Annotated in this window: 17 protein-coding genes; 7 read left to right on the plus strand and 10 right to left on the minus strand. The window is 68.4% G+C overall.

The features are described from left to right. Nucleotide 1: 1 nt before the first annotated feature. The 5 genes from AB0937_RS08250 to AB0937_RS08270 form a co-directional block, all read right to left on the minus strand. Nucleotides 2–316, minus strand: a complete 315-nt coding sequence (locus AB0937_RS08250; RefSeq protein WP_366710341.1) for a hypothetical protein — start codon at nucleotides 314–316, stop codon at nucleotides 2–4. 14 nt (nucleotides 317–330) lie between these two features. Then, the gene (locus tag AB0937_RS08255; RefSeq protein WP_366710343.1) at nucleotides 331–4,953 is read right to left on the minus strand and encodes a DUF6531 domain-containing protein; all 4,623 of its coding nucleotides are present in this window, start codon (nucleotides 4,951–4,953) and stop codon (nucleotides 331–333) included. 117 nt (nucleotides 4,954–5,070) lie between these two features. Continuing rightward, nucleotides 5,071–5,538: a hypothetical protein gene (locus AB0937_RS08260; protein WP_366710345.1), complete on the minus strand. Its 468-nt coding sequence runs from the start codon at nucleotides 5,536–5,538 to the stop codon at nucleotides 5,071–5,073. A 7-nt stretch (nucleotides 5,539–5,545) separates the two neighbouring features. Next, nucleotides 5,546–6,193, minus strand: coding sequence for a hypothetical protein (locus AB0937_RS08265; protein ID WP_366710347.1), 648 nt, complete (start codon nucleotides 6,191–6,193; stop codon nucleotides 5,546–5,548). A 129-nt stretch (nucleotides 6,194–6,322) separates the two neighbouring features. Continuing rightward, a complete protein-coding gene (locus tag AB0937_RS08270) occupies nucleotides 6,323–6,871 on the minus strand; it encodes a hypothetical protein (RefSeq protein ID WP_366710349.1) in 549 nt (182 codons plus the stop codon). 187 nt (nucleotides 6,872–7,058) lie between these two features. On the opposite strand from AB0937_RS08270, the gene AB0937_RS08275 reads away from it, so the two are divergent. After that, the gene (locus tag AB0937_RS08275) at nucleotides 7,059–8,075 is read left to right on the plus strand and encodes a hypothetical protein (protein ID WP_366710351.1); all 1,017 of its coding nucleotides are present in this window, start codon (nucleotides 7,059–7,061) and stop codon (nucleotides 8,073–8,075) included. Nucleotides 8,076–8,272: 197 nt separating this feature from the next. Here the strand turns inward: AB0937_RS08275 and tuf are convergent, their stop codons facing one another. The 5 genes from tuf to AB0937_RS08300 form a co-directional block, all read right to left on the minus strand. Then, entirely contained in the window at nucleotides 8,273–9,466 is a 1,194-nt protein-coding gene (gene tuf, locus AB0937_RS08280) for an elongation factor Tu (RefSeq protein ID WP_030233924.1), read from the minus strand. 156 nt (nucleotides 9,467–9,622) lie between these two features. Next, nucleotides 9,623–11,749 carry an elongation factor G gene (fusA, locus tag AB0937_RS08285; protein WP_366710353.1) on the minus strand — a complete coding sequence of 709 codons (2,127 nt, stop codon included), beginning with the start codon at nucleotides 11,747–11,749 and terminating at the stop codon, nucleotides 9,623–9,625. A 39-nt stretch (nucleotides 11,750–11,788) separates the two neighbouring features. After that, nucleotides 11,789–12,259 carry a 30S ribosomal protein S7 gene (gene rpsG / locus AB0937_RS08290; RefSeq protein ID WP_003998848.1) on the minus strand — a complete coding sequence of 157 codons (471 nt, stop codon included), beginning with the start codon at nucleotides 12,257–12,259 and terminating at the stop codon, nucleotides 11,789–11,791. Nucleotides 12,260–12,261: 2 nt separating this feature from the next. Continuing rightward, complete coding sequence (gene rpsL / locus AB0937_RS08295) at nucleotides 12,262–12,633, minus strand: 30S ribosomal protein S12 (protein ID WP_003948652.1); 372 nt, start codon at nucleotides 12,631–12,633, stop codon at nucleotides 12,262–12,264. 319 nt (nucleotides 12,634–12,952) lie between these two features. Continuing rightward, complete coding sequence (locus AB0937_RS08300) at nucleotides 12,953–13,474, minus strand: DUF1707 and DUF4190 domain-containing protein (protein ID WP_366710356.1); 522 nt, start codon at nucleotides 13,472–13,474, stop codon at nucleotides 12,953–12,955. Nucleotides 13,475–13,667: 193 nt separating this feature from the next. Here AB0937_RS08300 and AB0937_RS08305 point away from each other — a divergent pair, with 193 nt between their 5' ends. The 6 genes from AB0937_RS08305 (at nucleotide 13,668) to AB0937_RS08330 (ending at nucleotide 18,841) form a co-directional block, all read left to right on the plus strand. Continuing rightward, on the plus strand, nucleotides 13,668–14,372 hold the full coding sequence (locus AB0937_RS08305; RefSeq protein WP_366710358.1) for a Crp/Fnr family transcriptional regulator: 705 nt from the start codon (nucleotides 13,668–13,670) through the stop codon (nucleotides 14,370–14,372). A 121-nt stretch (nucleotides 14,373–14,493) separates the two neighbouring features. Beyond that, nucleotides 14,494–15,234, plus strand: coding sequence for a hypothetical protein (locus tag AB0937_RS08310; RefSeq protein WP_366710360.1), 741 nt, complete (start codon nucleotides 14,494–14,496; stop codon nucleotides 15,232–15,234). Continuing rightward, nucleotides 15,234–15,554, plus strand: a complete 321-nt coding sequence (locus tag AB0937_RS08315) for a hypothetical protein (RefSeq protein WP_366710362.1) — start codon at nucleotides 15,234–15,236, stop codon at nucleotides 15,552–15,554. Before AB0937_RS08310 ends, AB0937_RS08315 begins: the two co-directional genes overlap by 1 nt. A 91-nt stretch (nucleotides 15,555–15,645) precedes the next feature. Then, nucleotides 15,646–17,346, plus strand: a complete 1,701-nt coding sequence (locus tag AB0937_RS08320; protein ID WP_366710364.1) for a hypothetical protein — start codon at nucleotides 15,646–15,648, stop codon at nucleotides 17,344–17,346. Between the two features lie 20 nt (nucleotides 17,347–17,366). Beyond that, nucleotides 17,367–18,338: a hypothetical protein gene (locus AB0937_RS08325; RefSeq protein WP_366710366.1), complete on the plus strand. Its 972-nt coding sequence runs from the start codon at nucleotides 17,367–17,369 to the stop codon at nucleotides 18,336–18,338. Beyond that, the gene (locus AB0937_RS08330) at nucleotides 18,335–18,841 is read left to right on the plus strand and encodes a Pycsar system effector family protein (protein WP_366710368.1); all 507 of its coding nucleotides are present in this window, start codon (nucleotides 18,335–18,337) and stop codon (nucleotides 18,839–18,841) included. The genes AB0937_RS08325 and AB0937_RS08330 overlap by 4 nt, the downstream gene beginning before the upstream one ends. The last annotated feature ends 18 nt before the right edge of the window (nucleotides 18,842–18,859 follow it).

Consider the following 18,859-nt stretch of genomic DNA (forward strand, 5'->3'; position numbering starts at 1 on the left):
CTCAGTCCTTGATCGTCCAGGGGGGCGAGCCCGGTTCGGGAGCGGGGCGTACCTTCAGGGCAGAGAAGTCGATGGACTCATCGTCGTCCTCGTCGCCGGTCGGCAGCCGGCCCGAGTCGTCCGGGTAGTAGTACAGGCCATAAGCCCAGTACTCCGGAGGCTCATGGCACATCAGATCCGGGTACGAAGAAATTTCGGAATCTTGGTACCGCTCGTTGATCCTTGCCACGGCCTCGGCTCGGGAGATGCCGAACCTCGACACCATTTCGTCCGCCATGTCTCGGAAATACTCGAGCATGCCCTCGTCGAGGCGCATAAGGAATTCTACGGTCATGATGTAGGCGGCCCTACTCGTCGATGAATGGAATTGGAGAACAGCTCGGCGGCCCGGTCGCCGAAGATGGCGATCTGGTGCCCCTCGAGGACGGGCGGCTTACCGCCACGCAGGAACCCCTTGAGGTTGAGGAGCATCGGCCCCTCCACCAGCTCATGGTTGTGCATGGCACCGCCATTGCGGTGATGGCGGATGAAGTCCGCCACATCGTCACCCGGCCCATTGAATATCTTGCTGCTCAGACTGTCCAACTCGGCCTTCGGGACCTTGAAATGGATGACGGCAGGTACACCGCCGTTCCGCTCCGCCAGCTTCTTGGCCCAGTCCAGTGCCTGCTTCGGATCGTTGGTGACGTAGAAGCCGCCACGCCCGAAGTCCATCTTGCGGGTCGACGCGTGAATGTCGATACCATTCGCCAAGATATTGTCTGCGTGATTCCCGAGCGTGCCGTGGTAGAGGTCCACCATGCACGGAGCCTTCAGTCCCAGCGGATCCTTCCACTGCAACGGGTTCTTCACATAGGCATGGTGGTTCGGTGCCGGAGTCCGTCCCAGCGGATCCGGACTGATGTAACGGGCCGTGCCGGGCTCGTAATAGCGGTGATGGTTGTAATGCAGCCCGGTTTCCGCGTCGAAGTACTGCCCGGGGAATCGGAGCGGGCAGTCGACCCGTCCCTCGCCGGGCAGGTCGACGGGGACACCCCAAAGTGTTGATGCCTGGGTCCAGACGACGTTCCCGTCGGCGTCGATGAGTTCCGTCGGTGTGCCCAGCAGGTCGGTGACAATGGCATAGAAACGCTCGTCGATCTCGTCCTGCGGCGTGTCCGGTTCGACGGGGCCGGTCGCACGTATCCGCTGGCTGATCGGAGACGACCCGTCGAGCCAGTCCCACGACGTGCTGACCGTCCCGTCCGTCTGTTCCGCAAGGTCGTCGCCGTCCCAGAAGAACGACACCTGCTCGAGCACCGTTGTCTCGTCGTCCGCCAGCAACTGCTTTCCGACTCGCCGACCGACCGGGTCATAGACGTAGCGCCAGTGACGGCCGTCCGGAGTCAGGACGTCGGTGAGCTGGTCCTCGGCGTTCCAGTGGTAGCGCCACTCCCGTCTGCCGCCGGACAGCAGGCGGGTGATGCGCCGTACCACCCGCCCCTGCCCGTCGTGACGGTAGGACGTGCGGCCCGCTCGCTCGATGAGGGTGCCGGAGTAGGTGCGGTTTCCGGAATCGGTCTCCTCGTCCCGCACCTGTCCCGTGGTGCGGGATGCGGTCAGGTTGCCCAGTACGTCGTACTCGTATGCCTCGTCCCATTCGGCCCCGCCCCGTGCGGCGGTCACTCGTCCAGCGTGGTCGAGAGTGAAGGCGCGCTCGCCGTGGCGGGAGTCCGTCACCGCCGTCAGCGCGCCATCGGGCCGGTGCTGGAATACGCGCTGCCGAGCCTCCCCACCAGCCGTGACGACGCTCTGCTTCGTGCGCAGCCGCTCCGCGTCCCACTCATGGGTCAGCCTCGCGGCGTCGCCCAGCACTCGTGCGATCTCGCGGCCTGCGACGTCGTAGTGGAAGTCGATGTCATGGCTGCCGACCTGCTGCACCAACGCGCGGCGCTCCGGCTCGTACGTCCACCTGGTGAGCGCGCCGCTCGGTGTCCTGCGGGCGGTGCGACGCCCGGTGAGGTCGTATTCGGACCGTACTTCCCGGCCGTTCCACGACTCGGCGAGCAGCCGGCCGGCCCCGTCGTGTTCCCGGCTGAGATCGATGTCCGCGTTACGGGCCCGGACCAGCCTGCCGAGCAGGTCGTACTCGTACGTCGTGGTACTGCCGTCCGCCTCCATGCTGACGACGTTGCCGAGCAGGTCGTGGCTGAACCGGGTGGTCTCGCCCGCGCCGTTGGTCCGTTCCACCAACTGGCCCGCCGCGTCGTAGCGGTAGGTCAGAGTGCGGCCGTTGACATCGGTCTCGGAGACGAGCCGGCCGACACCGTCGTACGCGTAGACCCAGGTCTGGCCCGCCGCATTGGTGACGCTGCGCAGTCTCAGTTCCGTGTCGTACTCGAAGCGTTCCGAACTCCCGTCCCCGTGCTCCCGCAAGGTGCAGAGGTCGAAGTGGGTGTTCTCGTACGTGGTGGAGCGGCCGTTCGAGGACCGGTACTCCAGTGGATTGCCTTCAGCGTCGTACGACCAGCGCTCCGTGGTCCCGTTGGGGAGATGCCGCCATGAGATCTGGCCCTCGATGGTCCAGCCGACGCGCGTGGTCTGCCCAAAAGTGTCGGTGAGTTCGGTGATGCGTCCGAAGGCGTCGCGTGTGAAGGTACTGCTCGCGCCCAGCGCGTCCGTAGTGCCGACAAGGAGGCCGGCTTCGTCGTTGACCATGGTCTGCTGACGGCAGCCCAGGGCGTCTGTGATGCCGGTGAGTCCCCCGCGTTCGTCGAAGGTGAAGGACGTGGTCGCGCCCAGTGGGTCGATCACGGCGACCCGGTTGCCCTTCGCGTCATAGGCCGCTTCCCATGCGCTGCCGTCGGGCTGGGTCACCTTCGTGACGTAGCCGTGCTCGTCGTACTCCTTACGAACCACCCCGCCGTCCGGGCGAACGATCTCCGTGACGTCGCCCTCGGGGCCGTAGTGGAAGTTCGTGGTGCGGCCAAGCTGATCGGTGAGCTTCACGAGACGCCCGTGATCGTCCCAACTCCGGGTGACCGTATGTCCCAGCGGATCGGTCTCTCGGACGGGCCGGAGGTCTTCGGTGAACGTGTACGTGACGGAGTGACCGAGAGAGTCCGTAGCCACAGTGGTGCGCGTGTTGTCGTCATACGCGTATGAGTAGGCGAGGACCCCGGTGTCACCGCCGGTGCGGACACAGCGGCCGATGTCGTCGTAGGCGTAGCGGTACCAGTAACCGTCCCTGCTCTGCCAGCCGGTGACTCGCTGCTCGTCGTCGTAGCTGTAGCGCTGGGGAACCGAGGAGGAGTCGACCACGCCGGCGAGGCGGCCGAGCTCGTCGTATTCGTAAGACAGGAGCCTGGGCTCGGCAGGGTCGCTGAGGAGGTCGAGCGCGGTCACACGGCCCGATGCGGTGGTGATGCCGATGCGGTATCCGCCGTGGTGGACAAGCTCGCGCGGAGTCCCGTCCGCGGCGTAGTGGATGCCGATGGCGTTGCCGTTGCGGTCCACTATGCCGACCAACGGGAGTACTGAGTCAGATCCGCCTTGCACACGACTGAAGTTGAGTGTCGTTCCGGTCTCGGGCTGTCTCACGGTGATGTGCGCGTCGGGCGCACCGTCCCAGCTGAGCGGCCAGTGGGGGCCGATCAACGGCCTCATCGACTCACCCGGCTCGGGGACCGTGTAGTAGAGCACCGTCCCGTCTGCTCCGACGAACCGGATGCCGCCCTCTTCGAGCAGCAGCCTCTGGTCCAGGGTGGAGGTCCAACTGGTCCCGAACCAGCCACCCGCTCTCACCCCGGTGCGGTGACTGCGCTCGAGCACCAACGGCAGGACGCCGGGCAGGTGTACGTCGGTGATCGACATGACCATCTGACCAGTGGCCATGTCAATGGGATCACCGCAGGTGAAGAGGTTCTTCATCTGTCGGCCGAGGCCTTTCAGGCGTGGCCCCATGCCCTTGAGGCCCATGGCCATTCCCTTGAGACCCGTCTTGCCCAGAGCCTTGAGGCCTTTGGCGAGTCCGCCGAGCGTGGTGAGCCCCTTCATACCCGGGATGCAGTCCAGCGCGGCGAACCCCACGTCCCATAGGGATGCTTGACCCTTGGAATATTTATAGAGCGTGTCGGCTAGCACGACCGCGGCGGCGATCAGCACGATCGCACCCAGGATCGGCCCACCGATGATCATGGCAACGATCCCAAGGACGGTCACGACGACCTTGCAGACCGCGACGATGGTGTCCCAGTTGTCCGTGAACCAGTCCCCGACTTCCTCCCACCACGACCGGTTCTGGATGCCGGCGTCCGAGGCCTCGTCGATCTTCGACTTCGCCTCGCGGGCGGCCTCCTCGCGCATCTTGCGCGCGTCCTCGGCCATCTTCTTCGCCGCGGCAAGGGCGTCCTGCGCGTCGGAGACGTCCGACTGGGCCTTGGTCTGGGCGGACTTGGCGTGCTGGACGTCCCGGGTCGCCGCCCGCACCTTGGCCTCGTCCGGCTTGTCCGCGTCCGACGTGCGGCCCGTCGGGTCGTCCTTGTACTTGTCCGCCTCCTTGCCCGCCCGCGTCACCCACGAGTCGGCCGAGGTGAGGCGGGACTGGGCCGAGGAGAGGCTGTCCCGCGCCTCGCGGCCCTTGCGCAGGGCCTTGTCCGCCAGCGACTGCGCGCGCTCCAGCTTCGGCCAGAAGTCCGCCAGCGCGTCGCCGCACATCTCATAGGACTTCTTCAGCTTCTTGAGGTTCTTCGGGACATCCGCGAAGTCCTCCTTGAAGACGTCGGCCGACTTGCCCGCCCACTCCAGGAGCGTGCCCTCGCCCGCCATCCCCTTGACCAGGCGCAGCGCGTCGGAGACGTCGTCGGCGAAGTCGTGCAGGTGCTTCGCGAGTGTGCGTACCCGTTGGGGGTCGCCAGGGGTCGGATCCTTGTCCAGATCCAGGACATGCCAGTCCGAAGGCCTGTGCCCTGCCATACCGCAACCCCCGTCACGCGCACATCCACGTCAACAACCGTATGCACACGTGAACTTACAAGGCACAGCCGTTCGTCGAAAAGGCAGGGCCCGGATCGTGAACCGTGCGGGGCGGCATCAGGCACCGCGGCCGCGCACGGCCCGCCAAGCATCCCCGACGGCGTACACGCACCCCAGCCAGCAGGCTTCCAGCCTGTCCCGCACCACCACGTACACCCACCGCCGCTTGAACCACGGCGGCAGCTTCCGGAACGGGACGAACGTCAAGGTGTCCCTGATGGGGTGCTCGGCGACGCCGCCGGGGCCCTCCTCGCGCAGGGCCGCGTACAGCTCGGGAGTCAACTCCCCGTTCAGGCGGGCCGCGTGACCCGCCGCGGTGAAGGCGAACCCCCGCTGAGCGGCGTCCGGCAGTCGCAACGCCCGGGCGATCCGCGGGGATGCCTCCGCCGGCGAGCAGTGGAACGCCAAGCCGATCACCGCCGTACCCAGACGCGCCTCACCACGGTCGAAGGCGGCGTCCCACTCCCCCGGGTCGTCCAGCCTCAGCAGGCCCTCACCGCTCTCCCAGTCCCACCCGCGAGACACCGGCACATCAGCCCGTGAAGCGGAACGTCGACGTGATCGCGTCGAAGATGTCGAAGAAGGAGTCCGCGAGGTCGAGGACCTGGCTGCTGCCGGCGACCAGGGCGACCTTGCCCTCCTGGCCCGGCACGGGGATGTACGTCTGCATCAGCACAGCCCTGATCGTGCGGTTGAGGGCATCGCCCGGTACGGCGATGTCCTCGATGCCGTGCGTGCGCGCGGCCGGGCCCACACCGGGGATGTCGACGGTCGTGACCTTGCGCCAGGAGTCGCCCTCCCGCTTGGCCTCCTTGACCGCGAGCTGGCCGGCGATGACGGAGGGATCATTCGACAGCGGCTCGCCACGCTCGTTGCGCCCGCCGACGAGGGAGACGGTCACGGACCCCGTGATCGGTGTGTCGCCGCCGAAGTTCTCCGCCATGCAGCCGCAGTACAGCGCGCCCGACTTCCAGGCATCGGCAGCGGCCTTCTGGAGGAAGTCGACGTAGGTACCGCGGTACTGCTCCAACTCCGGTCGCTGCTGCACCCGTTCACTGACCATCCGGCGGATCGAGTCGTCCCGCGACTCCGGCCGTACGTCGAACTCCCACCACGTCTCCGGCACCTTGATCCGGAAACCGCCCCGCTCGACGGTCAGGGTCTCCATGTAGCGGGCCATGGCGCCGGCCTTTCGTTCGCTCGATCACAAGTCCGGCCATCGTCCCATCACCGGGGGGTGGGGTACGACATGGTCAGCGGGTGCGACGGACGAGACAGGTGACGGCCACGGACATGGCCGGTGCATCGATCACGGGCGGTCGGCCGGCTCACCGAGCACCTGGGGCTCATCCACCGTCCAGAAGGGAGAGTCCTTCGGCGGTGCCGGGCGTACGGGGAGTGTGGTGAGGTCGATGGCCGCGTCCGCGACCGGGTCGCCGACCGGAATCCGGCCCCGGCCGTCCGGACCGTAGTACAGACCGCAGGCCCAGTACTCGGGCAGCTCGTGTCCCATGAGCTGGAGGTCCAGGGCGGCCGACTGCCGCGTCCCGTACGCCGCGTTGACCCTGGCGACCGCCTCCGCACGGGGGACACCGACGCGCTCCACCAGCACGTCCACCATCTCGCGGAAGTAGCCGAGCATCTCCTCGTCGAGCGGAAGCACGAACTCCGTGCCCGTGGTGCCCGCCGTGGGGCACGCCCCGTACTCGACGAGCCACCGCAGGCGCCTGACCTCCGCCACCAGCCGCGGCACCATGTCCCTGGCTCTGGCGGCGAATTCGGGGTCCGGGATCGTGGCCGCGCACAGTTCCTCGATCGAGTCCAGGTCGAGCTCGTCGCGAGCCGGTTCTGAAGTCATGCTCCAGTGTTACGGCCTGCGCAAGAACGAACCGGCCCGGGGCTGCCCCCACCCCCACTCACCAGCCCGTCCTCGGCCCCCCACTCCCCCAGCCACCGTGATGGCACACGACCACACCACAGGGGGCACCACCAACCAGGCGCACCCGACCTCTGGCACCCCGGTTCCGCGACGTACCCTGCGGGCCATGACCCGCACCACCCCACCCCGCCCCCTCGACGTCACCGGTCTCTTCCCCGAGCTGGCCCCGCTCGCCCGCACGGCCGTACGGCTGCATCCCCGGGCCGGTGCGCCGACCGCGGACGACAGTTCCATCGGCGGGCCCCTGCTGTGGCCGGCCGGTGAACCATGGCCCGGCTGCCCTGAGCACACCGGCCCCTGGCACCGCGGGCTCGACCCGGTCGACGTCCGGCTGCGGCGGCGGATCCTCGCGGAGGCCTGGGCCCGCCCACGCGCGGAGGGAGAGAAACTGCTGACCGACGAGGAGCGGACGGTCGTCGACCGGGCGACCGAGAAGGCCCGCATACCGCAGGACGGGCCCGTCCCGTTGGTGCCGGTCGCCCAGCTGTACGCCTCCGACGTTCCGGGCCTGCCCTGCCCGGAGGGAACCGACCTGCTTCAGGTGCTGTGGTGCCCCTTCGGCCACGCCCCGGACCATCTGCCGTACACGGAGCTGCGCTGGCGTACCACAGCCGACGTGAGGGCCTCGCTCACCGACGTCCCGCAGCCGTCCGTCATCGGCGACGACGGCTATCTGCCCCAGCCGTGCGTGCTGCATCCCGAGCAGGTCACCGAGTACCCGGCGCCGCACGAGCTGCCCGAGGCGCTCGCCGAGCGGATCAGCGCGTGGGAGGAGGAGAGCGAGGAGGCCGACGAGGAACAGGACGAGGTCTGTTACCAGTACGACCTGGCGGTCGCCCCGGGCAGCAAGGCCGGCGGTCACGCTCCCTGGAGCTTCTCCGATCCGTTCCCGATGTCCTGCCCCGAGTGCGGTGGGCCGGTCCGCCCTCTGCTCACCCTCGACGGCACGGAGTGGGACGGCGGCAGCGGAAGCTGGCAGCCGATCGAGGACGCGGGCTACGACGGCTACCACTTCCTCGGCCCGGCATGCGACACACAGCTGGAGATCGGCCGGAGCTACAGCTTGCAGTTGTACGTCTGCCGGGTGTCATCGGACCATCCGCACGTCCAGAACATGCAGTGATCCAGACCGACGCCCCGTCACACCGTCGGCATCACGCCCAGGGCGGAGGTGGACGGGTTGCCCGGGCCGGGAGGTTGCCCGCCCGGGGGAGCATGCAGCCGTCGCGTCCACCAACGGCAAAGGGGCCCGTACGACCGAAGTCGTACGGGCCCCTTCGAGCCACTCAGGTCAGTTGACCCTCAAGCCAGTCCGAAGACTCACTTGTTGATCTTGGTGACCTGGCCGGCGCCCACGGTCCGGCCACCCTCACGGATGGCGAACTTCAGGCCCTCTTCCATGGCGACGGGCTGGATGAGCTCCACCTTCATCTCGGTGTTGTCACCCGGCATGACCATCTCGGTGCCCTCGGGGAGGGTCACCACGCCGGTCACGTCCGTCGTACGGAAGTAGAACTGCGGGCGGTAGTTGTTGAAGAACGGCGTGTGGCGGCCACCCTCGTCCTTGGACAGGATGTAGGCCTGCGCCTCGAACTCGGTGTGCGGGGTGACCGAGCCCGGCTTGATGATGACCTGGCCGCGCTCGACGTCCTCGCGCTTGATGCCACGGAGGAGCAGACCGACGTTCTCACCGGCCTGGCCCTCGTCGAGGAGCTTCCGGAACATCTCGATGCCGGTGACCGTGGTGGTGGTCTTCTCCTGCTTGATGCCGATGATGTCGACGGTCTCGTTGACCTTCAGGACACCACGCTCGATACGGCCGGTGACGACCGTTCCGCGACCGGTGATCGTGAAGACGTCCTCGATCGGCATCAGGAACGGCTTGTCGACGTCACGCTCGGGCTCCGGGATCGCCGTGTCGACGGCGTTCATGAGCTCGAGAACCGAGTTGCCCCACTCCTTGTCGCCCTCGAGGGCCTTCAGAGCGGAGACCTTGACGACCGGAACGTCGTCGCCCGGGAACTCGTACTCGGAGAGGAGCTCACGGACCTCGAGCTCGACGAGCTCCAGGATCTCCTCGTCGTCCACCATGTCGGCCTTGTTCAGGGCGACGACGATGTACGGAACGCCGACCTGGCGGGCCAGGAGCACGTGCTCCTTGGTCTGCGGCATCGGGCCGTCGGTGGCGGCGACCACGAGGATGGCGCCGTCCATCTGCGCCGCACCCGTGATCATGTTCTTGATGTAGTCCGCGTGACCGGGGCAGTCGACGTGGGCGTAGTGACGCGTCTCGGTCTGGTACTCGACGTGCGCGATGGAGATGGTGATACCGCGCTGGCGCTCCTCAGGAGCCTTGTCGATCTGGTCGAAGGCCGAGGCCTCGTTCAGGTCCGGGTACGCGTCGTGCAGCACCTTGGTAATGGCGGCCGTGAGGGTCGTCTTACCGTGGTCGATGTGACCGATGGTGCCGATGTTGACGTGCGGCTTAGTCCGCTCGAACTTCGCCTTCGCCACTGGGGTCCTCCTGTGGAGTGGTTCTGGTACGCCTTACTCATCGGCGCCAGGTGATCTTTGCTGGAAAGCCCGGGCCCCGGGGCATTCTCACCACGATTGCGGCGGAATGCCCATCAAGGCTCCGGAGTCAAGCCTACGGCGTGTAGACGCGGTGCGTTACTCGCCCTTGGCCTTCGCGATGATCTCCTCGGCGACGTTCCGCGGAACCTCGGCGTAGGAGTCGAACTGCATGGAGTAGCTCGCACGGCCGGACGTCTTGCTGCGCAGGTCGCCGACGTAACCGAACATCTCCGAGAGGGGCACGAGGCCCTTCACGACGCGGGCACCGGCCCGCTCCTCCATGGCCTGGATCTGACCACGGCGGGAGTTGATGTCGCCGATGACCTCACCCATGTAGTCCTCGGGCGTGGTGACCTCGACGGCCATCATCGGCTCGAGCAGCACGGGGCTGGCCTTGCGCGCGGCCTCCTTGAAGGCCTGCGAACCGGCGATCTTGAACGCGAGCTCGGAGGAGTCCACCTCGTGGTAGGCACCGTCGAGCAGCGTCACGCGCACACCGGTCATCTCGTAACCGGCGAGGATGCCGAACTGCATGGCCTCCTGCGCACCGGCGTCCACCGAAGGGATGTACTCCTTCGGCACACGGCCACCGGTCACCTTGTTGATGAACTCGTACGAGGCGTCGCCACCCTCGATGGGCTCGATCGCGATGATGACGCGAGCGAACTGGCCGGTACCACCCGTCTGCTTCTTGTGGGTGAACTCGACCTTCTCGACGGCCTTGCGGATCGTCTCGCGGTACGCGACCTGCGGCTTGCCGACGTTGGCCTCGACCTTGAACTCGCGCTTCATGCGGTCCACGAGCACCTCGAGGTGAAGCTCGCCCATACCGCCGATGACGGTCTGGCCGGTCTCCTCGTTGGTGTGCACCTGGAAGGAGGGGTCCTCCTCGGCCAGGCGCTGGATCGCGACGCCGAGCTTCTCCTGGTCGCCCTTCGACTTGGGCTCGATGGCGACCTCGATGACCGGCGCCGGGAAGTCCATGGACTCCAGGATGACCGGGTTCTTCTCGTCCGCCAGCGTCTCACCGGTGGTGGTCTGCTTCAGGCCCATGACGGCGACGATGTCGCCGGCGCCCACCGACTCGATCTCCTCACGCTTGTTGGCGTGCATGCGGTAGATCTTGCCGATGCGCTCCTTGCGGCCCTTGACCGAGTTCAGCACGGCGGTGCCGGACTGCAGACGGCCGGAGTACACGCGGACGAAGGTGAGCTTGCCGAGGTGCGGGTCGCTCATGATCTTGAACGCCAGCGCGGCGAGAGGCTCGTCCTCCGACGGCTTGCGCGCGATGACCTGCTCCGGGTCCTTGACGTCGTGGCCCTCGATGGCCTCGACGTCCAGGGGGGTGGGCAGGTAGCGCACGACCGCGTCGAGCAGGGGCTGAACGCCCTTGTTCTTGAACGCGGTGCCGCAGAACACGGGGGTGACGGTGGTGCCGCCGCCCTTGCCGGACGCGATGGTGATACGACGGATCGCGGCGTAGAGCTGCTCCACGGTGGGCTCGGTGCCCTCCAGGTACAGCTCCATCAGCTCTTCGTCGTTCTCGGCGACGGCCTCGAGCAGCTTGCCGCGGTACTCCTCGGCAGCCTCGGCGTGGGTGTCCGGGATGTCGACGGTGTCGTACATCTCGCCCTTGGTCGCCTCGGCCGACCAGACCAGGGCCTTCATCGTCACGAGGTCGATGACGCCCTTGAAGTCCGCCTCGGCACCGATCGGCAGCTGCATGACCAGCGGCTGCGCGCCCAGGCGGTCCGAGATCATGTCCACGCAGCGGTGGAACTCGGCGCCGGTACGGTCCAGCTTGTTGACGAAGCAGATGCGCGGCACGCCGTAGCGGTCGGCCTGACGCCACACCGTCTCGGACTGCGGCTCGACACCGGCGACACCGTCGAACACCGTCACGGCACCGTCGAGCACGCGCAGGGAGCGCTCCACCTCGACGGTGAAGTCGACGTGACCCGGGGTGTCGATGATGTTGATGGTGTAGTCGTCGCCCTCGAGCGGCCAGTGACAGGTGGTCGCAGCAGACGTGATCGTGATGCCACGCTCCTGCTCCTGCTCCATCCAGTCCATGGTGGCGGCGCCGTCATGGACCTCACCGATCTTGTACGACACGCCGGTGTAGAACAGGATCCGCTCGGTGGTGGTCGTCTTGCCCGCGTCGATGTGGGCCATGATCCCGATGTTGCGGACCTTGGCCAGGTCAAGTGAAGTGGTAGCCATAAGGCTTCAGTCTTCTCTCGGTCTCGATGTGGGTAGCGACTACCAGCGGTAGTGCGCGAAGGCCTTGTTGGACTCGGCCATCTTGTGGGTGTCCTCGCGCTTCTTCACGGCCGCACCGAGGCCGTTGGAGGCGTCGAGAAGCTCGTTGAGGAGACGCTCGGTCATGGTCTTCTCGCGACGGGCGCGGGAGTAACCGACCAGCCAGCGCAGCGCCAGGGTGTTGGCGCGGCCGGGCTTGACCTCGACCGGCACCTGGTAGGTGGCGCCACCGACACGGCGGGACTTGACCTCGAGGGTCGGCTTGATGTTCTCAAGAGCGCGCTTCAGCGTGATGACCGGGTCGTTGCCGGTCTTCTCGCGCAGGCCCTCCATGGCGCCGTAGACGATGCGCTCGGCGGTGGAGCGCTTGCCGTTCAGCAGCACCTTGTTGATGAGCGACGTGACCAGAGGAGAACCGTAGACCGGGTCGATGATGACCGGGCGCTTCGGGGCGGGGCCCTTACGAGGCATTCTTACTTCTCCTTCTTGGCGCCGTAGCGGGAACGGGCCTGCTTGCGGTTCTTGACACCCTGGGTGTCGAGGGAGCCACGGATGATCTTGTAGCGAACACCCGGCAGGTCCTTCACACGGCCGCCGCGCACGAGCACGATGGAGTGCTCCTGCAGGTTGTGTCCCTCACCCGGAATGTAAGCGGTGACCTCGATCCCGCTGGTCAGACGCACACGCGCGACCTTACGCAGGGCCGAGTTCGGCTTCTTCGGGGTGGTCGTGAACACACGCGTGCAGACGCCCCGGCGCTGAGGGGAACCCTCGAGTGCGGGCGTCTTGTTCTTCTCGACCTTGTCCTGCCGGCCCTTCCGGACCAGCTGCTGGATCGTAGGCACTACTTCTCCGGTTTCTGTGTGCCGAATGGTGAAGCTAACCTGGAACGTCGCCGACCCACGCGGTCGGGTGTGTCGAACCCGCGGACTCCCGCCGCGAGGCAGAAACTGCGCAGATTACGGTGGCCGGTGTCAGCTCGCCGTGCGGTTCATGGCACACACGCGAGCCAGGGCACACCCCAGGCACAAGGTCTGAGCGTACCTACCGCATTCGCTGCGGTCAAAACAAATGGGCACCGCCCGCATCGCCATGCGGAACATGTCAAGCCCCCCGGCCGTTGCCGATCTTCAATTCGACGGCGACTGTCCGTTTTGCATACCTTCACGATGCTACGACGGACACCACCGTGAGCAACACCAGAACGAGTGCCCAACCCGCCGTGGACAACCACCCGAGGACCAGACCGGTCAGTGCGAGCCCGTCCCCCAGCTCGCCCCGGCTGCGGATCTCGGCCCGGGCCACATGCCCCAGCACGACGGCCGGGATCCCGGTCAGCCCCATGGTCGGCACGCACAGCAGCCCGCACACCCCGGCCGCGACGGCCTTCCCGTTGGTCCGCGCCCGCGGCACCGGCAGGAACGTCCCCGGCACGGGCAGGACCGAGGCCGGCTGGGGCAGCGGCCCCTGCGGCAGGTCCGCGACGAGCAGCGCCAGCTCCCCCACCGTCCGCGCCGCGTACGCCCGCCCGACCCGCTTCTCGAACTCGCCCTGCTCCATCCGCCCCTCGCCGTATCCGGCTCTGAGCACATCCACGGCCCGCTCCCGGTCGGCGTGCGACGCGAGCATCGATGGAGCGCCATAGCCCTGCCAGGGCTGCCAGGACGGATAGTGCGGCTGCGACACGGAGCACCTCCCCGGGGGCCGGAGTCCTTCCATGATGCGCCGAAGCGGGGGTTCCGGCACCGGTGCGTCCACGACGGGGCCCGCGTGTCGGCCACCCGGCCGATTGTCGCCCGTTCTTCCCATGGTCATTTCAAGTACGTTGACGCCTGTCAGGGGGCAGGCATCGGCACAGCTGAGCACGGGGGTCGGCGGGATGGCTGGGGGACAGACGCGAGCGTGGGACGACGACGGCGTCCCGTTTCTGGCCCGGCTGGAGCGGGACGACCGCGCCGCTCTGCTCTCCATCGGCCGTCCCCTCAGCTACCGGGAACGCGGCGTCATCCTGCACCAGGACGAGCCCTCGTCCCATGTCCTGCTGTTACTGCACGGCTGGACCAAGGTCACGGCGATCGCGGTCAACGGCTACGAGGCCCTGCTCGCCCTGCGCGGCCCCGGCGACATCATCGGTGAGGGTGCGGCGCTGAGCGGCCGACACCGCTCGGCGACCGTGACGGCTCTGGAGCCGGTCGAGGCGGTCGTCATCGACCAGGGCCGCTTCACCCTGTTCGTCTCGGAGCATCCCCGCGTGGCGCTGCATCTGCTGAGCCTGTCCACGGACCGCCAGCGGTCCACGGACCGACGTCGGCTGGAATGGGCCGCCCTCACCGTGCGAGAGCGACTCGCCGTCCTGCTGCTCGAACTGGTCCGCACCCACGGAAACCGCACGGACGAGGGCATCGAACTCACCATCGGGCTCAGCCAACAGGAGTTCGCCGGTTCGGTCGGCTCCTCACGCGAGGCGGTGGCCCGGCTCCTCAAGGAGTTGCGGGACCGGCAGGTCGTCGCTACCCGGCGCCGCCGGATCGTGGTGCTCCGCCCCGATGTGCTGCACCGCATCGCGGGTGACACCTCTGCCTGACGCACATCCAGGCCGTCCGGTCTGTGCACACGGTCACAGTCCGTCCATGTCATCGGTCCTCTGACGCGCGTCCGCGGGCCGCCATCGTGCTGGACCACGGACACCGACACGAGAGGCAGCCATGACCGACCCCGTGTACCGCACGATCCTCCTCTTCGACATCGAGCAGTACGGCTCTCGCGACGACGTGGAACAGACGTTCCTGCGCCGGGTCCTGTACGACGTCGTCGACACGACCCTGCTCACCGCCGGCGTCGACGAGACGGCCCGGCTGCGCGCCGACCGCGGCGACTCCGTCATGGAGCTCATCGACACCGCCATCCCCGTGCCGAACCTGGTCAAGACCCTCCTGACCGAGACCCCCGCCCTTCTCCACAACAAGAACCGCCTCCTCGCGGACAGCGCCCGTATGCGCCTGCGCATCGTCCTCTCCTCCGGCTACGTCGCGGTCGACGAACTGGACGGCTGGGTCGGCTCGGACCTCAACCACGCGGTCCGCCTCCTGAACTCCGATCCGCTGCGCGACGCCCTGAAGCAGCGAGAGGCCGATTGCGTGCTGTGCGTGTCGGACGGCATCTACGAGGGGGTGGTACGACACGGGCCGCTCGGGGTGCGCCCGCAGGAGTTTCACCGGGCGACGGTAGAGACGAAGGAGGGGCCCACGGTGGCGTGGGTGCACGGGGAGCCGGGCACCCACGGCTCCCCCGAAGCCGCCGGCGGCTCCGCCGCCCCGGCCCCGGAGGCAGCCGCACCCCGGCACAACGACACCCGCATCAAGGGCGACCAGTACGGTCAGACGGGCGGCACGCTCCACGGCGGTCAGCGCTTCGACTTCACCGGCCGTGCCCGGGACGAGCGCTGATGAGCCAGGGCGAGGCGGCGGCCGACTCACCCAAATCGGCCGAGGAGCCCGCACCGGACGCGGACAGGAAGAAGCAGGAGGACGAGGCAGAGGAGCAGCCGAGGCAGGAGGCTTGGGCCGCACGCCGGGACCTGATCGCCCACGGCCCGGACTTCGTCTCGACGCTGATCGGCCGCGACCAGTTCGGCCAGACGGGCGGTACCCACTACGGCGACCAGCACTTCCACTTCGGAGGCCGCCCCAAGGCACCCGCCCCCCCTGTCCGGACCGGTCCCGCACACGGAGATCGAGAGGCTGAAGGGTGTCTTCCGGAGCTGTGACAGCTTCGACGAGGCGCTCGGACGGCTGCGGGACGACAGGCTCGTCATCCTGTCCGGCGGACACGAGACAGGCCGCCGGTCCGCAGCGCTGATGCTGCTGCACCGGCTGGGCGCCGAGCCGATCCGCTCCCTCGACCCTCCGGCGTCGTTCGCCGCACTGGCCGACGAGGTCGACAGCTCGGCCGGATATGTCCTGTGTGATCTGGTTGTCAGCCGCAACCGCCCTCTGCGGGAAGCCCAGTTGCTGGCCCTTCGCGAGCAGTTGGAGCGGACCCGTGCCCGCCTGGTGATCACCGTCGAACCATCGGCGGCACTGGGCGACCTCTCCTCCGTACGGTGGGAGCCGCCACCGGCAGAGGACATGCTGCACGCCCATGTCACCCCGGCTACCGGCGAGGACGTCTGGCCCGGCCTGGTGGGTCTGCCGGCGGTGAAGGAGTTCCTCACCCGGCAGCACCGGCCGGACGAGATCAGGCAGTTCGCGCTGCAGGTCGTCGCCCACCACCGCGGCGAGATCGACGAGGCGCGGCTCGCCGCCTGGGGCGAGACAGCCGTGGCGACCCAGGTGGCCCGCTGGCTCACCGCGGAGAAGCCGGTGTTGCGGGACAAGGCGTTCCTCGTCTCCCTGGCCGTGTTCGACAAGGCGCCGTACGCGGTAACCGCCGAGCTGGCGGACAGTCTCTTCGTACGCCTGCACGAGATCCAGGACCCCGGTGCCCGGCCGTCCATCCCCGTGTTCGGCAGCTCACGGCAGGAACGCCTCCGGCTCGCCCACGCCGACGGCTACGTCACCGCGGAGGTCACCGAATGGGGTCCCCTGGAGGGCAGGTTCTGCGCCGCCTTCCGGGACGAGCGAACGGCTCGGATGCTGCTGGAGGAAGTCTGGAACCTCCACCCGTCAGCTCGCCCGGCCCTGGCGGAGTGGATCCGCAAGCTGACCGACGACCGGCGCCCGCTGGTGAGGACCCGGGTGGCGTCGGCCGCCGCACTGCTCGCCAGCGCCGATCTGTCGTCCGCCATGGCCCATCTCATCGAGCCATGGGCCGACAGCCGTAAGCCGCATGCCTGGCTGACCGCGGCCAATGCCCTCACCATGGCGCAGCTTCTGCGGGTGCCAACCGTCTCCCGGATCCTGCACGACTGGTGCACCGGGGACGTCGAGAGCCGTCGCTGGACGGCCATCCGCGCCTACGGCCTCCTCGGCCCTGTGCATCACGAGGAGACCCTGGCGGCCCTCGTGGACGCCATGCACCGGCCGCCGTCCGCCGAAACCGAGGACGCCCCCGAGAACGAGGAGGTGCCGGAGGAAGCCCGGCAGATCGCTGACGCCTTGGAGCTCCTGCTCCTCGCCGTACGGGAGCCCGTACTGGCCGCCCTGGCCGAGCTCCTCCCCGCCGACCGCATGGTCCGCCCGCATGCCCTGCTCGCGTTCCGCCAGGCCTGCAGGCAGGCCAAGGGCGACGAGAGCGACCGCCCGCCCGTCCTCGACTGGTACGCGCGGGCCGCGGCAGCCGAGGACGCTGCCGTCACCCGGCACCTGATCGAGTTCTGGGACGCGCTGCTGACCGACCGGGCGCACAACCCGCAGGCCCTCGGCGTCCTGCGCGGCTGGGTGCGCGGAGCCGACGACGACCCCGAGAGCGAATCGGCCCTCGCCTCCCTGCTCGGCGCCCTCGTCACCACACCTACCAACCGCCGGCGCGTCAGCCATCTGCTGAGCACGGTCCGCGACTCCAGGGGAGCCCGCTCGCCGGCCGCCGTCCGGCTGAGCCGGCGCCTCTCCCTCGACTGACCCCCTTCCGGAGGCCCACCATGGAGCACACCGAGCAAGAGCAACTGGACTGGTTCCAGCAGCAGCCCGAGCACCCCGCCGCCCCGCACACCGACGCCGACCCCGTCCGCACCGTCTGGCAGCTCCCCCGTTTCCACCTCGGCGGCCGGCGCTTCACGGGCCGCATCGACCACGCCCTGGTATGTGTGACGCGGAAGGGGGCGTACGAGACCTTCCTGCCGCCCGACCGGCCCACGTCCGTGCGGCGCTACATCGCCGTGTACGAGGTGGACACGGATCCGCACGCCTTCCAGCTGAACGTGCCCGTGCCCAGCAAGGTCGACAGCTTCGAGTTCGAGGTCACCGCCGACATCGGGTGGCGGGTCGCCGGCCCGGCGCGGTTCGTCCGCAGCCAGGAGCGGGACGTACCCGCCCTGCTCACCAGGGAGCTACTGCCGCTGCTGCGGGACGCCGGGCGTAGGCACCCCATCGATGCCAGCGCCGAGGCGGAGCGGGCCGTGCAGCAGGCGGTACGGGAGGCGACCTGGCTCGGCGAGGTCCAGGGCCTGAGCGTCACCTGCTCCATACGCCTGCGCCGCGACGCCACCGAGCGATTCCACCAGGCCCGGCTGCGCACAGCCCAGCACGAGGCGGAGGCCGCGAAGCCCGAGCACGAGGCGACCCTGCTCCGCGAAAGGTACGAGGCCGAACGCAGGGCCGAACAGATCCGCTTTTACGAACTCACCCTGGCCCGGGGCGGAACTGCCGCGCTCGCCCTGCACCTGGCGGCCCACCCCGACGAGACCCCACTCGTCCTGGAACACCTCCAAACAGGCCAGAACCGGTTGCTGGACACGCAGGTGAGCCTGATCAACCAGGCGCTGGAGGACAAGCATCTGGAGGACTACCAGTTGGACGAGCCCCGCAAGCTCGTCGCCGAGCGGATGAAGGCCATCCTGCGTACCACGGACCCGTCCAGACCGCCCGAGCCCGACCCGGGGTCCGGCACATGACCCCCTCGGACGACCCCGAGGTGCGGGCGGGCACCCAGCTGCTCTCCGACCTCAGGAACGAGATCGCCCGTGCCGACGCCAAGGCCACCGTTCTGGTCGGCGCGCTCGGCATCTCGGCGGGCGTGCTGGCCGCGCTCCTGACCAACCGCCACTGGAGTCCGGACCAACTCCCGGGGCCCGCCGCCCTGCTGTGGTGGGCGGGGACGGCTTCCCTGACCGTCGCTCTGTTCGCCCTCCTCCTGGCGGTACTGCCCCGCTACCGGAGAAGCCGCTGGACGCCCGGCCGGCCGCTCACCTACTTCGGCGACATACGGCGAGCCGCACAGGCCGGCCAGCTCGCCGCCGCCCTGGCGGAGACAGGCCGCGACCCCGGCCCCGGTCTGCGGGCCGCCCTCACCGAGACAAGCGGCATCGCCGCCCGCAAGCACTTCTGGATCCGGGCCGGACTGCTCTCGTTCGGCTGCGCGGTCGTCCTGCTGCCCGGCTCGATGCTCCTCACCTGAACGTCACCGCTCTCTGCC

The sequence above is a fragment of the Streptomyces sp. NPDC047880 genome (genome assembly GCF_040706515.1).
GTDB lineage: Bacteria > Actinomycetota > Actinomycetes > Streptomycetales > Streptomycetaceae > Streptomyces.